The sequence below is a fragment of the Zhouia amylolytica AD3 genome, assembly GCF_000511935.2.
Classification (GTDB): domain Bacteria; phylum Bacteroidota; class Bacteroidia; order Flavobacteriales; family Flavobacteriaceae; genus Zhouia; species Zhouia amylolytica.
Genome location: NZ_AYXY01000022.1, coordinates 211,111 through 227,343 on the forward strand (window position 1 = coordinate 211,111; position 16,233 = coordinate 227,343).

The window sequence follows — 16,233 nt, forward strand, 5'->3', positions numbered from 1 at the left end:
TTCTTTTAAGTTCTTTTGGTTTGTGTTAACGAAATTATAATTTCTCTTTTATTTTCACCTTACCATTGTCTAGTTCTTTTAGCCTGGCTTCCACTTCACTATTTGTACCTTCAATAATCTCCTCCTCCGTTACCGTTTCACCATCTTTGGTTAACGAAGTTTTTATGACCGCTTTAGCCATACCATCTTCGCCCTTTGTTATTTCCACCCTAACGATCTTACTCTCCTCGGCAGTATTTAAACTGTTATCTTCATTAACAGTAACTACTATTTCTTTTGCTTCGGATGTCATAGCCGCGGCATCATCTCCTACCACTGCAATACTTGGAGCTATTACCAGTGCCGCCACAGACATTAATTTAATTAAAATATTAAGAGAAGGACCGGAAGTATCTTTAAAGGGATCTCCAACTGTATCTCCTACTACAGCTGCCTTATGAGGTTCTGATCCTTTTTGATAGGTCTCCCCTTGTATATCTACTCCACCTTCAAACATTTTTTTAGCGTTATCCCACGCACCTCCGGCATTTGACTGAAAGATTGCCATCAAAACACCTGTAACCGTCACTCCTGCAAGTAATCCACCTAACATTTCAGCTCCTCCAACAAATCCTACCAGTACAGGGGTAAATACAGCCAATACACCTGGCAATACCATTTCTTTAATAGATGCTTTGGTTGAAATCTCCACACATTTCTGATATTCGGCCACACCGTCCGCTTTATCGAATACTTTCTTATCTTCTTCAGTTGCCTTAGACATATCACCATCATATTTTTTCATTATGGCCAATGCATCTTTTAAGGCAGGTATATCATTAAACTGTCTTCTTACTTCCTGAATCATAGACATCGCAGCTTTACCTACGGCACCCATTGATAGTGCCGAAAAAACAAAAGGCAACATTCCTCCAACAAACAATCCAGCCATAACGGTGGACTGAGATATATCAATACTTGAAATCTTGGCTTGCTGCATAAAAGCGGAGAATAAGGCCAAGGCGGTTAATGCTGCAGAAGCAATGGCAAAACCTTTTCCTATTGCAGCAGTAGTATTACCTACCGCATCTAATTTATCAGTACGTTCACGAACTTCAGCTGGCAACTCAGCCATTTCTGCAATCCCCCCCGCGTTGTCAGATATAGGGCCATAGGCATCAACAGCAAGCTGTATGCCTGTATTCGATAACATACCCACTGCAGCAATAGCAATACCATAGAGTCCGGCAAAATGAAATGACAATATAATAGCTGCTGCTATCAAAAGGATTGGTACAGCGGTAGACATCATTCCTACTCCAAGACCAGCAATGATATTCGTCGCGGCACCAGTTACAGACTGATCTACTATTCCTTTAACAGGTTTAGTTCCGGTACCAGTATAATATTCAGTAATTTTACCCACACCCAAGCCGGCAACGAGTCCAACAATAGTTGCGATAAACACACCGATCGAGTTAAAATCCTTCCCTTTAAATGACCATGTTTCAGGCAAAAGCGTTGTGATTAACAAATAAGAAACCACAATCATAATACCAGCAGATAAAAATTCTCCGACATTCAAAGCTTTTTGCGGATCACCTCCCTCTTTAACCTTAACAAAAAAGGTTCCAATTACAGACACTATGATCCCTGAAGCGGCTAGAGCAAGTGGCAGGTAGACTGCCCCAAGTCTAAAGTCCGAAAATTCAGCAATCCCAAAATAAGCACCTCCTAAAACCATCGCGGCTATAATAGACCCAACAAAAGATTCAAATAAATCTGCACCCATCCCAGCGACATCACCAACATTATCACCAACATTATCCGCAATAGTTGCCGGATTAAGCGGATGATCTTCTGGAATTCCTGCTTCCACCTTACCAACAAGATCTGCACCAACATCAGCTGCCTTGGTGTAAATACCACCACCCACACGTGCAAAAAGCGCTATTGATGAAGCTCCAAGGGAGAATCCAGAAATTACATTTAAGACCAAAGTCAATCCATTACCATTATCTATTGAGTATATATTACCAAAAATCATAAAAAGGACACTTAACCCTATAACACCTAATGAAACTACGCCAAGCCCCATTACTGCTCCTCCTGAAAAAGCCACTTCAAGAGCTTCATTTAAAGAGCTTCTTGCTGCATTGGTAGTTCTCACATTTGCTTTTGTAGCTATCTTCATCCCTATAAAACCTGCCAATGCTGATAAAAAGGCTCCAACTATGAATGAAACTGCAACAAGTGGCGTTGAATCTACATCCGATTGTCCTTTAAAAAATAAAAGTACTGCTACCGCCAGTACAAATATTGCCAAAACCTTATATTCCGCTTTTAAGAATGCCATTGCACCATCAGAAATGTTTTTAGCAATTCTTGCCATTTTTTCGGTCCCTACTTCTTGTTTAGAAACCCATGAAGATTTGAAGGCCATAAAGAGCAAGCCTAAAACTCCGGCCAGCGGTAAAAAGTAAATAAGTTTTTCCATGAAATTTAAGTATTGGTTATTGTTATTTTCACTAAAAATAGGAAAATAAAGGAGATAAAAAAAAGCACCTCCGAATTGGAAGTGCTTTTTATATAATTGATTCTTAAGAGTTTTATACTACAAAATCTCCTGCTTCTTTATGAATACTCTCTTCATATCTATCAATACACTTGTCTATAATAGCCCAAGCTTCGTTAACATCACCCCATCCTTCAACATCAACTTTTTTATGTTCCAGATCTTTATATACCTGAAAAAAGTGTTCAATTTCTTTTACAAGATGTGGATTAATATCACTTAAATCATCTAGTTTATTCCAAATCGGATCTGAAATTGGCACACAAATAACCTTTTCATCAGGACCTTTTTCATCAGCCATATGGAAAACTCCTAAAGGTTTTACCTCGATTACACAACCAGGAAATGTTGGCTCCGTAAGTAACACTAAAACATCTAATGGATCTCCGTCTAAAGCTAAAGTTCTGGGAATAAACCCATAATCCGCAGGATAATGCATTGAAGAAAAGATCATACGGTCGTAACGAACCTTCTTCAATTCAAAATCGTATTCGTATTTATTTCTACTTCCTTTAGGAATTTCTACTAAAACATCAAATGATTTCAATTTTGCTGCACTCATTTCTCTATATCTATTTAAGGCGTGCAAAGGTAGCGCATCCTCCAATAAATCACAACTAATACTATTGCTAAGTTATTGTTTAATTAATGATTTAACGCAAAAGTAACCCATTATTAAAATTCAAAGCCAAATGAACCTGTTACACTGAATCTCCGAGCTTCAGGTAAATCAAAGTAGTTTCCTCTGAAGTTAAAATCGATTCGAAAAACTTTAAATATATTGCCTATACCAAAAGAATATTCCCAATAAATCTTATCATTAGGTGCTATCAAAGGTATATTAGCAGGAGTATTCAATAATTTGTTTTCTTCAGACAAATCCCCCCATACACCACGAACACCTACTAATTCTCTAAGATTCAAATCTCGAATCAAAGGTATCCGTGAGAATATACGTCCATTGAAATTGTGTTCCAAATGCACAGAGGTGTAGGTGTCAGTAACAAACTCATAAAAATTAAGATTAGGAAAGGTATTAAAAATAGAGAAGTATGTTTGATTCCCCGGCACAACATCCAGCAGGCTCAAAGGAACCTCTCCAAACACCTTCCCTGCTTCAAAAATGGTCTGAAGTCGACCGAAACCTCCAATCATCCATGGTTTTCTGTAATAAAACTGAACCTTCTCATAATTAAAATCACTATCCAAAATTCCCTTAACCCCCAACGAATAATTAACGAATAAATGTGCATAGTCATCGTTTTGGTCTCTACGTTCCACTCCATAGCCAATGGTTTCCCTTCCGGGCTGATAATCTAAGGTCAGATATGTCTCAAATTGCCTTGTAACATCTGACACACCTTCGGGCGCATCAAGGTCGACATAACTCAAACTAAAATCTTCCGGAAGTGCCGATCTCATTGTTCTGAAAGAACTTCCTCCTCGTAATTTTAAATTTTTAAAAATCTCAAACTCCAAACCTGCAGTGGTAAGATTTATATTAGTGAGTTTATCATTTGCCCCGGCCGTAAATAAAGCAGAGGAGGCAAAACTTCTACCTAAAACATCGTTAGTATTCGTCAAGTTAACGCCTATCTGTTCTACATCGCGTCTCGTACCCGCAGAAAGTATGATCCTGTTTTTTCTATCGATCAGCCATTTGGCAGAAATACCATATTTAAACTTCCTATCATTCAATCCATAGGCAGTATATCCCTGAAGCCTAAACTGATCGTTTGCAGTTTTATAAGTGCGCCCACCAACCCGAACACGTATACCTTCTGCGGGGTTATACCCATATGTAGAATAAAGCGGCCCATAATCGAAATTAAGCTTGTCAAATTCAAAATAACCAGATGCCAAGACCTCAGCCGCCTTATAAAGTTGCTTGAATTTTGGCACTGTAGTCAAGGTATCAAGCATTTTATAAATACCCTTTTCATCTTCATTCAAAACTTCGAGTCTGTTATTTTCCCAAAATTCATCTTCTCTATCGTAAACAAGAGGATTGAACGGATCTATTTTCTTATCGTAAAAACTTTTGGGTTTTTCATCGTCAAACACATGATTATCATAAACGGTTGTCCTCCTTCCATAAACTCCTCTTGATTTTTCTTTTTTGTTGATACTAAAATCTGTCAACATGTAATCACGTTTGAGCAAAAACACAGAATCGTTTACAACCTCGTATTCCTGCTCAATATACATTTCCTTTACCCAGTTGATATTAGCGCTTTTTGTAGCTTGCATATCAATCTCTTTCACAGCGTAAGTAGTATCATTTACCCAAAACTGACCTTTAAAGGTTAGTTCATTTTTTCTTCTGGGGTAATAAATAATTTTATAGCACCATTTCTTTCCTAGATAAGCACTGTCTGCCAACACATAATTATATGTATCTACACCTGTTTTGGATAGCGGACTTACGAAGCTCTTATCAAATAACTGGAGATAGTTGTCGTAAATATTATATTCAGAATAAAGGTCATTAACATAGGCTATTATAGTCTGATTGGTATTAAACCCTGAATTCTTATTACCTAACAACTCTTCTTTCTCCTTTTTAAGCTTGTTATCACCATAAACCTTATAAAATGATTCATTGATGAACATTGGCAGATAGGTTTTACCTGTAACACTCGATGTATCAGTATGGTCAAAAATAAACTCCATCCCCTTAAAAAGCTTACTTTTAATAACAGAGGAGTCAATGGTATTTAAATCGAACTCAATTTTCTCATATTTATCGTATGCATACTGATCAAATTTGTAGAGTCCATTCTCCCGCTTTTTGGCCCATATTTTCTTCAAGATCTCTACAGCGGGGTTATTCTTTTTAGATTGCTTCCCGACATACAGAACTACTTCATCGAGCTGCTCCCCTTCCACTAAGGTAACACTCAGGTTATAATTTATTGATTTAGTAAGTTCAATTTCCTGAGGTGTATACCCCAATAAAGAAACCACCAACACCTTGTATCGTGTATCTGATTCCAAATAAAACCTTCCATTATCGTTGGTGATAGTTCCCTCCGTAGAGTTTTTAAACATCACGTTAGCAAATGCAATAGGATTGTCATTTTCATCTACGACAATCCCCTCTACCTTAGTTTGCGACCAGGTAGAAAAAGAGAGCATAAATACGATCAGGGTAAATAACTTTTTCATAAACAAAAAAAACTCCACCAAGCGAAGATAGCCTAGTGAAGTTTTATAACGAAAAATTTAAGAATTTATTTATACAAAACCTTTTTAACAGCTTTGATAACATCATTTGAATTTGGCAACCACTCTTCTAATAACACCGGCGAATATGGAGCTGGTGTATCAGCGGTATTTAATTTTATGATAGGCGCATCTAAAAAGTCAAAAGCCTTTTCCTGAACGATGTATGTAATTTCGGTTGCCACATTACCAAAAGGCCAGGCCTCTTCCAACACAACAAGACGATTTGTCTTTTTAACAGAATTAAGGATCGTATCATGATCTAAGGGACGTACAGTTCTCAAATCTATAATTTCACAACTGATTCCTTCTTTTTCTAATTCATCCGCAGCGATGTAAGCTTCTTTAATTATTTTACCAAAAGAAACAATAGTTACATCACTACCCTCTCTTTTGATATCTGCCACACCAATTGGCAGGGTGTATTCTCCTTCCGGCACCTCTCCTTTATCCCCATACATTTGCTCAGACTCCATAAAAATAACCGGATCGTCATCTCTGATAGCTGACTTCAACAAACCTTTGGCATCATAAGGATTAGAAGGAACAACCACCTTAAGTCCCGGGCAATTAGCATACCAACTTTCAAATGCCTGAGAGTGGGTAGCAGCCAACTGACCAGCTGAAGCTGTAGGCCCTCGAAAAACGATAGGAATATTGAACTGACCTCCTGACATCTGACGCATTTTAGCCGCATTGTTTATGATTTGATCAATACCTACCAAAGAAAAGTTAAAGGTCATAAACTCAACTATTGGTCTTAACCCGTTCATTGCTGAACCTACACCAATACCTGCAAAACCCAATTCAGCGATTGGGGTATCAATAACTCTTTTGGCACCAAATTCATCAAGCATCCCTTTAGAGGCTTTGTAAGCACCATTATATTCAGCAACTTCCTCACCCATTAAATATATGGACTCATCGCGACGCATTTCTTCGCTCATTGCCTCCGCAATGGCTTGTCTAAATTGAATTGTTCTCATGAATATCTCTTATTACCTTAATTCGTATTCAAAACGGATAGCAAAAATAGCAATTATGTATGAAGTACATAAACATCTTTTTGTGAAATATTTACTATGCACGCATAGCATATTGTGAAAAATATCAGTATCTTCGTAGCACTCTAATTAAAACAAAACATCTAGAATATGAAAATATTAGTGTGCATCAGTCACGTACCGGATACCACATCCAAAATTAATTTTACTGAGGACAACACGAAATTTGACACCAATGGTGTTCAATTTGTCATCAATCCAAATGATGAATTCGGATTAACTAGAGCCATTTGGTTTAAAGAAAAACAGGGCGCTTCTGTTACTGTGGTTAATGTTGGCGGTTCAGAAACTGAACCAACATTAAGAAAAGCATTAGCTATAGGTGCCGACGAAGCCATTAGAGTAAACGCCGAAGCTACCGATGGTTTCTTTGTAGCCAAACAACTTGCAAAAGTTGTTGAAGATGGAGATTACGACCTAATAATTGCCGGTAGAGAATCTATCGACTACAATGGAGGTATGGTACCAGGCATGCTTGCTTCTTTAACCCATGCAAATTTTATTAACACTTGCATTGGTCTAGAAGTGAATGGAGAAACTGCAACCGCTACCCGTGAAATTGATGGAGGAAAAGAAACTCTTAAAACTAGCTTACCCCTTGTAATTGGCGCCCAAAAAGGGCTTGTTGAAGAAAGTGATCTTCGCATTCCAAATATGAGAGGGATCATGATGGCCAGAAAAAAACAGTTAACTGTATTAGAACCTGTTGAAGCGAATCAGGAAACTAAAGCTGTTCAATTTGAAAAGCCTGCTCCTAAAGGCGAAGTAAAACTTATTTCACCAGACAATGTGGATGAATTGGTTAACCTATTACACAATGAAGCTAAAGTAATTTAATGCTATTATTTAGCTTCCCATTTAAAACTAGTTAAAAACATCTTGTTGAAACCAACAAGTAAACATAAAAAACATATGTCAGTTTTAGTATATACCGAATCTGAAAACGGAAAATTTAAAAAAATAGCTTTTGAATCTGCTTCTTATGCCAAAGAGGTAGCTGAAAAACTTGGATCCACCGTTACAGCAGTAGCCATAAATGTTGATGACACTTCTGAACTATCGAAGTATGGTGTAGACAAAGTACTTTCTGTTAAAAACGAAAAGCTATCCAACTTCAATGTTAAAGCTTATGCCGATGTCTTGCAACAAGCTGCAACCAAAGAAGAAGCAAAGGTGGTTATTCTTAACTCCAGTGCAAATGACAAGTATTTAGCACCTGTACTGGCCATTAGCCTAAATGCAGGATATGCGTCTAACGTCGTTGCTCTTCCGGAAAGCATCTCTCCTTTTAAGGTAAAGCGTACAGCATTTACTAATAAAGCTTTTAATATCACCGAAATAACTTCAGATATTAAATTGATTGGACTCGCAAAAAACTCTTTTGGACTTAAGGAGGGTGAAGGTGTTGCAACAGTAGAAGCATTTGACCCAACATTGAATGAAGATGATTTCAGCATTAAAGTTGAAGCTGTTGACAAAGCAACAGGGAAAGTCACTATAGCAGATGCCGAAATTGTTGTGTCTGGAGGACGAGGACTCAAAGGACCTGAAAACTGGGGAATGATTGAAGATTTGGCCGAAGTTCTTGGCGCAGCTACTGCTTGTTCTAAGCCAGTATCTGATATGGGATGGAGACCACATGAAGAACACGTTGGCCAAACTGGTAAACCAGTTGCTTCTAATCTTTACATTGCCGTCGGGATTTCGGGAGCTATTCAGCATTTAGCGGGAATTAATGCTTCTAAAGTCAAAGTTGTAATTAACAATGACCCAGAAGCTCCTTTCTTTAAAGCTGCCGACTATGGCATCGTTGGTGATGCTTTTGAAGTAGTTCCAGAACTCATTGAAAAATTGAAAGAATTTAAGGCTAATAACGCATAATTTTTACTAAATTGTGCCCCTCAAGGGCTGCCTGAATTAGGGGGGAAATAGCCCAAATTCAGGCAGCCCTTGATATTTTATAGCGGTATATGAGTCTAGTTAAGCTTACAATAAAAGGAATTTCATACAGTCAGACACAGAATGGAGCTTATGCTCTGATTCTGAATGAAGTTGATGGCGAACGAAAACTGCCCATTGTTATAGGGGCCTTCGAAGCACAATCCATTGCTATAGCTCTGGAAAAAGAAATTAAACCGCCAAGACCGTTAACTCATGACCTTTTTAAAAATTTCGCTGACCGTTTTGAAATTGTAATTAAACAGGTTATCATCCACAAATTGGTAGATGGCGTTTTTTATTCCAGTATCATTTGCGAAAGAGATCAAATCGAAGAAATTATCGACGCACGCACTAGCGATGCTATTGCGCTGGCCTTAAGGTTTAACGCTCCAATATTCACTTATAAAAACATACTGGATAAAGCTGGAATCTACCTAAAATTCTCGTCTAAAGAAAAAGAAGAGGAAAAGGAAGAGAGTATTGTTGTTGATGAAATACTTTCCGGAGAAAGCAAACCAGCCAGTTCAGGTGAATCATACAAGAAACACACCTTAAAAGAACTTTACGACCTGTTAGATAGCGCTGTTGCCAATGAAGACTACGAAAAGGCAGCAAAGATCAGAGATGAAATCTCTAAGCGCGAAAAGAAATAAGCTTCCACCATGAAGAAAATATTAATCTGTATAGTCATTTTATTTTCTGTTTTTGGCATAAAAGCTCAGGAAATTGAAAAGAATTGGCAATTTGAATCAATTACCAGAGCATCATCTGACATTCAGCTTTTTGATATTCATAAGGAAGACTCATTGAACCTTGGAGACGGGACCTTTAATTATTCTCTGAAAGCTCAAAACAATTTGACTGCCTCAGGTAATTACCTGCATCAAAACAAACTTTTGATCTTATATTACGAAAAACCAAATGACACTGTCAGAACCTTCAAAATTGACAATCTCACGGATTCCACCCTTGTTTTAAAAGAAAAAAACACCTTATATAAATTCACCAATAAAAAGAACAATCAACCTCTTGTTTCCAGCTCTATTTTACCAAGCGAAGGCTTTACCTTAAATGGATTTCTCAGAGGAGCTTTGGGGATGTTTGTATTAATATGTATTGCTTTTTTATTTAGCAGCAATCGAAGGTCCATCAATTGGAAAACGGTTTCTATCGGTCTCGCTTCTCAGTTACTCCTGGCGATAGGGGTACTCAAAGTGTCTTTTATTAAAAAAGCATTCGAATTTGTTGGACAGATATTTGTATTAATATTAGACTTTACCAAGGCAGGCAGCGAATTTCTATTAGGCGACATGATGAATGTTGATAGTTTTGGGTTCATCTTTTTGTTTCAGGTATTACCCACAATCATATTCTTCTCTGCTTTAACTTCGGTACTATTCTATTTCGGAATCATTCAAATAGTGGTTCGCGGTATGGCTTGGGTTCTAACAAAACTACTGGGTATTTCTGGGGCGGAAAGTCTTTCTGTAGCAGGAAACATATTTCTTGGACAAACAGAAGCTCCTTTAATGATTAAAGCGTATTTAGAAAGGATGACGCGATCGGAGATACTTTTAGTTATGGTCGGCGGAATGGCTACTGTTGCCGGAGGGGTACTAGCAGCATATATTGGATTTTTAGGTGGCGATGATCCTGCCCTAAGACTCGTTTATGCAAAGCACCTATTGGCTGCCTCTGTAATGGCTGCCCCCGGGGCTATTGTTGTATCTAAAATACTTTACCCGCAACAGGAAAAACCAAACACAGATGTAGAAGTTTCGTCAGATAAAATTGGTGCCAATGTATTGGATGCTATCGCTAACGGAACCACAGAAGGATTAAAGTTAGCCGCCAATGTAGGGGCTATGCTTCTTGTATTTATAGCATTTATAGCAATGATCAATTATGTTTTGGGAAAAGTTGGCTCCTGGACTACCCTCAACTTATTACTTGCACAGCATACACCATATGAATCATTCTCTTTGGAATCGATTCTTGGATTTGTATTTGCACCGCTAATGTGGATCATTGGGGTCGCTAAAGAAGATATGATGCTCATGGGTCAATTATTGGGTATTAAACTTGCGGCCAGTGAATTTGTAGGTTATGTTCAGCTTGCCGAACTTAAAAACGCTACATCATCACTGCATTTCACATATAACAAATCCATTATAATGGCAACCTATATGCTATGTGGATTCGCAAACTTTGCATCCATAGGTATTCAAATAGGAGGTATCGGCTCTTTGGCCCCGGGTCAGCGTAAAACGCTTTCTGAATTTGGCATGAAGGCCGTTCTTGGAGGTACTTTAGCCTCTCTGCTATCGGCAACAATTGCGGGTATGATCATTGGGTAAAATAAGTTAATAACCTTTTAATAAATTTAAAGGAATCTCAATTTATTTTTTAGCTCCTTTTTATATTTTCGTCATGTGGATTCTAAGTCCCTTTTACACGTCTTTTAAAGATTATTCATTACCTTTTATACTATGAAGCAATATCACGATTTACTGAAACATGTCCTCGAAAACGGAAACCAAAAAGGTGATAGGACAGGCACTGGCACCCTTAGCGTTTTTGGCTATCAAATGCGATTTGACCTCAGTGAAGGATTTCCGATGGTTACCACTAAAAAGCTTCATTTAAAATCAATTATTCATGAATTACTCTGGTTTTTAAAGGGAGACACGAACATCAAGTACCTTCAGGATAATGGTGTTCGTATATGGAATGAATGGGCTGATGAAAACGGAGACCTGGGACCTGTATATGGTCATCAATGGCGCAACTGGAATAGCGAAGAAATCGATCAAATTTCTGAAATAATAGAAACACTTAAAAGCAATCCTAACAGCAGAAGAATGCTTGTTTCGGCGTGGAATCCCAGTGTTTTGCCTGACACTACGGTTTCTTTTGCTGAAAATGTTGCGAATGGCAAAGCTGCCCTACCACCATGTCATGCATTTTTTCAATTTTACGTGGCTGACGGAAAGCTTTCTTGTCAGTTATACCAACGTAGTGCAGATATCTTCCTTGGTGTACCATTTAATATTGCGTCTTATGCTTTACTTACACTAATGATGGCACAGGTTTGTGGCTATGAAGCAGGGGAGTTTATTCATACCTTCGGTGATGCCCATATTTACAACAATCATTTAGAACAGGTAAAACTACAACTTTCCAGAAACCCCAGAGCCTTACCAAAAATGGTATTAAACAAAAACATTAAAAGCATCTTTGACTTTACTTTTGAAGATTTCACATTAGAGGATTACGACCCTCATCCTCATATTAAGGCAAAAGTCGCCATTTAATACGGGTATGCGATTATTTTCATACAGAAAAGATTAAAATCCTTTAAAAAGCCTTAAATTTGAGTTACACAATATTTAAGACATGCTTTTTAAAAAGAAAAAAACCTCATTTGATGTTGAACAACATGAGTTGGTTGAAAATGCTCAAAAAAGAATTCGACAAAAAAAGAGACTGTACTATCATTTCATAGTTTTTTTAGTCGGCAGTTTATTTGCTATTATCATCAATAAGTTTTTAAACATTCGACCAGAAAAAAACTGGTTTGTATGGGTAATCGTTGCCTGGAGTTTTTTACTTGTAATTCATTTTATCAATGTATTCTTCACCAGCAAATTCATGGGGAAAGATTGGGAAAGAACGCAGCGCGAGAAACTGGTAAAAAAACAAAAAGAAAAAATAGCCCAACTAGAACAGGAAGTTAAAATAGATCTCAAATCAGAACCAAACAAAAATTCAACCGACGAATGATCACCATTATTGCTGCTGCTGCAGAAAACAACGCTTTAGGAAAAGACAACGATCTGGTCTGGCACCTCCCAGACGATTTCAAACGATTCAAACAACTCACAACGGGTCATCATATTATTATGGGAAGAAAAACTTTTGAAAGTTTCCCTAAACCACTTCCTAATCGCACCCACATCGTTATTACCAGACAGTCCGACTACAATCCAAAAGGATGTATTGTGGTTAATTCGCTGGAGAAGGCATTAGAAATCTCAAAAAACGACGAAACCCCATTCATTATAGGTGGAGGAGAAATATACAAACTAAGCATGTCAGTGGCTGACAAAATTGAACTTACCAGGGTACATGATGAATTTGAAGCAGACACCTATTTCCCGGAAATAGATCTTAATTCCTGGAAATTAACAAGAAGCGAATACCATGGTAAAGACGACAAACATGGGTTTGCATTCACCTACCTAACTTATGAACGAATAAAATAAACCTTCTATTAAAAATAGCTGTGTAGTGTTTAATTTACCTGACGTTCGAGACACCATAGAAATATTACTGGAAACAGAAATCAAATTTTCTAAACAATTACATGGTGGCGACATCAATAACACCTTTTTTATTAAAACGGATTCTGATGATTATGTTGTAAAGATAAACAGTGCCCAGAATTACCCCGGTATGTTTGAGGCCGAGAAAATAGGATTAAAAACACTTGAAAACACCAATACTATACGGGTACCCAAAAGTTCTTTTACAGGCCAAGGAGGCGGAGCTTCTTTCTTAATTATGGAATACATCCCACAAGGTCGTAAAGCTCCTTATTTCTGGGAAATCTTTGGACATCAGCTTGCTCAACTCCATCATAACAGTAGAGAAACTTTTGGCTTCTCTTCAGACAATTATATTGGAAGCCTAAAACAACATAATGATCGGTTTATCAGTATTCATGAATTCTATATCACTCAGCGCATTGATCCACAAATACGTTTAGCCAAAACAAATGGTTATGAGTTCAAAAACTCAGACTCTTTTTACAAAGAGTTAGAAAATCTTATACCCCATGAAAAACCTGCCTTAGTTCATGGAGATCTTTGGAATGGTAATTTCCTAATTGATCTGGAAGGAAAACCATGCCTGATAGACCCTGCCATTTGTTATATGCACAGAGAAACTGATATTGCCATGATGCATTTATTTGGTGGTTTTGAAGCACATCTTTTTGAGAGTTATCAGGAAATATATCCCTTAGAAAAAGGTTGGCAAAAACGATTAGATATTTGGCAACTGTACTACCTTCTAGTACACCTGAATTTGTTCGGCTCAAGCTATTATTCATCAGTACTCCATATATTAAATAAGTACGCTTAAAGCTCTAATTTACGAACACTAGCATCCTTGGCATCCTTAACAAAAGCAGATAGCACATCAACATCTCCGGTAGTATAAAACACATTTGTCGCTTTTAAATTCGAGGTATTTAAAAGATGGTTTTTCTGAAGCACCGACTTTGTTTGTCTGGCAACGGCGGGTCCTGAATCAACAATATTTACAGATGAAGGAATTATACGTTTTAAAAGGGGAATGAGGTAGGGATAATGCGTACACCCCAAAACAAGTGAATCAGCACCAGATTTAACCATTGGATCCACATAAGCATGAAGCAAGCTCTTAAGTTCTTCTGAATCTAATTTACCAGTCTCTATTAACTCAACCAAGCCTTCTCCTTCTTGCTCTATTACAGTAATACCATTTGCATGGATTCCCGATGTTTTATGAAACAACTCACTCGTCAAGGTTCCCTTAGTTGCTAAAACTCCAACTATTTTGGATCGGGTATTTAAGGCTGCCAGTTTAATTGCTGGCTCGATACCTATAAAAGGCACATTGTATTGTTCTCTAAGGTAAGTAATTGCATTTGTAGTAACGGTATTACACGCCACCACTATTATTTTACAGCCCTGAGCCAATAGGAAGTCCGTAATTCGGATACTTAAATCGCGCATCTCATCTTTAGAGAGCTCACCATAGGGAGCATTGGTACTGTCTGCAACATAGACAGTAGACTCATGAGGAAGTAATTTATTAATCTCCCTCCATATGGTTGTCCCTCCAACTCCCGAATCAAAAATACCAATTGGCCCTTTATTCATACTTACAAAAATAAAAAACCGTCGGAGTTGACCGACGGTTTTAAACAAATTATTATCTAAGGGATGTTTCTATTAGAATCCTAATTCCTTCTTTACTTCTGGTAATAGGTCTTTACCATCAGCTAGGATGATACCCGTACCAGGTGAAGCATCAAAAACATATTCGAATCCTTGAGCCTTAGCCACTTTTTGGATGGCGTCGTTAGCCTTCTTAAGTAATGGCTCATATAATTCCATTTGCTTCTTTTGCAATTCTTGTTGGGCTACTTGCTCCGCTTTAGCAATGTTCGCCTGAAGCCCCTGAACCTCTTGCTGTCTTGCAGCATTCTCTTGTTCAGTCTTTGTCTTAACTTCGCCACTATACTGCTTAATTTTATTTTGCAATTCTGTATATGAAGAAGTTAAATCTGCTTTGTAGTTATCTTCTAATTTTTTAAGCTCCGCCTGAGCAGCCTTAAATTCCGGCATTTCGCTCATTAGTTGCTGAACATTAATATGTGCAACTTTACTCTGTGCATTTGCAAAACTTACCGCACCAATCAATGCAATTGCAACTAAAAATGATTTTAAATGTTTCATAGTCTCTCTTAATTGTTTTTGTTTAAGTGTTAATAAATGTTTCCTCTTCGTTTATCCTAATTTATCGAATCTTTCTGTTTTTGAGTTGTACGCCGTAAGCTATCTCTCAACTTCTGACGTTCCTCTAATATTTTTTTTCTTCTGGCTTCGTATGCCTTTTTTCTTTCTTCTATATCCTTAAGACGGGCTTGTCGCTCCGCTTCTATTTCTAGTTTTCGTTTTTCACGATCAGAAAGTGCTTCTTTCTTTTTAGCCTCTGCAGCTTTTTGAGCTTCTGTAGGCTCTTGCTCCTGATCTTCTTCAAACTTCTTCAATTCGGTTTCCGGCTCGCTTTTATTTGCAACACCACCTCTTTTTCTATTGCGATCTATACTCGTAAGCACCATATCACTTATATCGTAGGCTTTATTAGAATAGAGCATCACAACATCTGCTGATTTATCAAAAACAAAATCATAATTTCGTTTTTTTGCTATGTCCTGAATAGCATTGAAAACCTGATCTTGAATAGGTTGAGCCAATTGGCTTCGTTGCATGATCATATCACCGCCAGGACCAAAACGGTCTTGCTGATACTTGATCATCTCTGACTCCAAAGCATCAATCTCAATCTCACGCTCTTCTACCAACTCTTTAGTCAACAGCACCTTTTCGGCATTTAAATCAGCACGCATCTGCGCTATGGTTCTTTTCTGATCTTCTACCTCGCGCTTCCATTTGAGAACCTTTTTCTCCAACTGCTTATTAGCCTCCTGATATTCTTCGACATTCTCCAGGATATAATTCATATCTATATACCCCAGTCGAACCCCTTTTTGCGCATGCAAAGCGAATACCGAAATAAAGAACAATATGTAAAGAACTTTTATTTTCATCCGTTAATTTTTTTTATCAACCTTAAAAGTAATAACTCTATCGATATGACAAAAAATTTTACGTTTAA

General features: G+C 37.6%; 15 protein-coding genes. 8 read left to right on the top strand and 7 right to left on the bottom strand.

Features of this window, described 5'->3' with window-relative positions:
- Nucleotides 1-34 precede the first annotated feature (34 nt).
- The 4 genes from P278_RS10700 to P278_RS10715 all read right to left on the bottom strand — a co-directional run bounded on the left by P278_RS10700 (nt 35) and on the right by P278_RS10715 (nt 6,765).
- A complete protein-coding gene (locus tag P278_RS10700) occupies nt 35-2,476 on the bottom strand; it encodes a sodium-translocating pyrophosphatase (RefSeq protein ID WP_038266442.1) in 2,442 nt (813 codons plus the stop codon).
- A 112-nt stretch (nt 2,477-2,588) separates the two neighbouring features.
- Nucleotides 2,589-3,116, bottom strand: coding sequence for an inorganic diphosphatase (locus P278_RS10705; RefSeq protein ID WP_038266444.1), 528 nt, complete (start codon nt 3,114-3,116; stop codon nt 2,589-2,591).
- A gap of 113 nt (nt 3,117-3,229) precedes the next feature.
- Nucleotides 3,230-5,722 (bottom strand): DUF5686 and carboxypeptidase-like regulatory domain-containing protein, encoded by a 2,493-nt coding sequence (locus tag P278_RS10710; RefSeq protein WP_038266447.1) that lies wholly within the window; start codon nt 5,720-5,722, stop codon nt 3,230-3,232.
- A gap of 65 nt (nt 5,723-5,787) precedes the next feature.
- Nucleotides 5,788-6,765 carry a pyruvate dehydrogenase complex E1 component subunit beta gene (locus tag P278_RS10715; RefSeq protein ID WP_038266449.1) on the bottom strand — a complete coding sequence of 326 codons (978 nt, stop codon included), beginning with the start codon at nt 6,763-6,765 and terminating at the stop codon, nt 5,788-5,790.
- A gap of 168 nt (nt 6,766-6,933) precedes the next feature.
- On the opposite strand from P278_RS10715, the gene P278_RS10720 reads away from it, so the two are divergent.
- The 8 genes from P278_RS10720 (at nt 6,934) to P278_RS10755 (ending at nt 13,929) form a co-directional block, all read left to right on the top strand.
- Nucleotides 6,934-7,680, top strand: coding sequence for an electron transfer flavoprotein subunit beta/FixA family protein (locus P278_RS10720; RefSeq protein WP_038266451.1), 747 nt, complete (start codon nt 6,934-6,936; stop codon nt 7,678-7,680).
- 75 nt (nt 7,681-7,755) lie between these two features.
- On the top strand, nt 7,756-8,724 hold the full coding sequence (locus P278_RS10725) for an electron transfer flavoprotein subunit alpha/FixB family protein (RefSeq protein WP_038266577.1): 969 nt from the start codon (nt 7,756-7,758) through the stop codon (nt 8,722-8,724).
- An 89-nt stretch (nt 8,725-8,813) separates the two neighbouring features.
- Entirely contained in the window at nt 8,814-9,437 is a 624-nt protein-coding gene (locus P278_RS10730; RefSeq protein ID WP_038266454.1) for a bifunctional nuclease family protein, read from the top strand.
- Nucleotides 9,438-9,446: 9 nt separating this feature from the next.
- Nucleotides 9,447-11,141, top strand: coding sequence for a nucleoside transporter C-terminal domain-containing protein (locus tag P278_RS10735; protein WP_038266456.1), 1,695 nt, complete (start codon nt 9,447-9,449; stop codon nt 11,139-11,141).
- Between the two features lie 132 nt (nt 11,142-11,273).
- Nucleotides 11,274-12,098 (top strand): thymidylate synthase, encoded by an 825-nt coding sequence (locus tag P278_RS10740; RefSeq protein ID WP_038266458.1) that lies wholly within the window; start codon nt 11,274-11,276, stop codon nt 12,096-12,098.
- Between the two features lie 82 nt (nt 12,099-12,180).
- Nucleotides 12,181-12,567, top strand: a complete 387-nt coding sequence (locus P278_RS10745) for a 2TM domain-containing protein (protein WP_038266461.1) — start codon at nt 12,181-12,183, stop codon at nt 12,565-12,567.
- Complete coding sequence (locus P278_RS10750) at nt 12,564-13,049, top strand: dihydrofolate reductase (RefSeq protein ID WP_038266463.1); 486 nt, start codon at nt 12,564-12,566, stop codon at nt 13,047-13,049. The genes P278_RS10745 and P278_RS10750 overlap by 4 nt, the downstream gene beginning before the upstream one ends.
- Before the next feature lie 25 nt (nt 13,050-13,074).
- On the top strand, nt 13,075-13,929 hold the full coding sequence (locus P278_RS10755; RefSeq protein WP_051413524.1) for a fructosamine kinase family protein: 855 nt from the start codon (nt 13,075-13,077) through the stop codon (nt 13,927-13,929).
- Here P278_RS10755 and murI read toward each other — a convergent pair.
- The 3 genes from murI to P278_RS10770 all read right to left on the bottom strand — a co-directional run bounded on the left by murI (nt 13,926) and on the right by P278_RS10770 (nt 16,165).
- The gene (gene murI, locus P278_RS10760; RefSeq protein WP_038266466.1) at nt 13,926-14,711 is read right to left on the bottom strand and encodes a glutamate racemase; all 786 of its coding nucleotides are present in this window, start codon (nt 14,709-14,711) and stop codon (nt 13,926-13,928) included. The genes P278_RS10755 and murI overlap by 4 nt on opposite strands.
- A 72-nt stretch (nt 14,712-14,783) precedes the next feature.
- The gene (locus P278_RS10765; RefSeq protein ID WP_038266468.1) at nt 14,784-15,290 is read right to left on the bottom strand and encodes an OmpH family outer membrane protein; all 507 of its coding nucleotides are present in this window, start codon (nt 15,288-15,290) and stop codon (nt 14,784-14,786) included.
- A gap of 56 nt (nt 15,291-15,346) precedes the next feature.
- A complete protein-coding gene (locus tag P278_RS10770; protein WP_038266470.1) occupies nt 15,347-16,165 on the bottom strand; it encodes an OmpH family outer membrane protein in 819 nt (272 codons plus the stop codon).
- Nucleotides 16,166-16,233 lie beyond the last annotated feature (68 nt).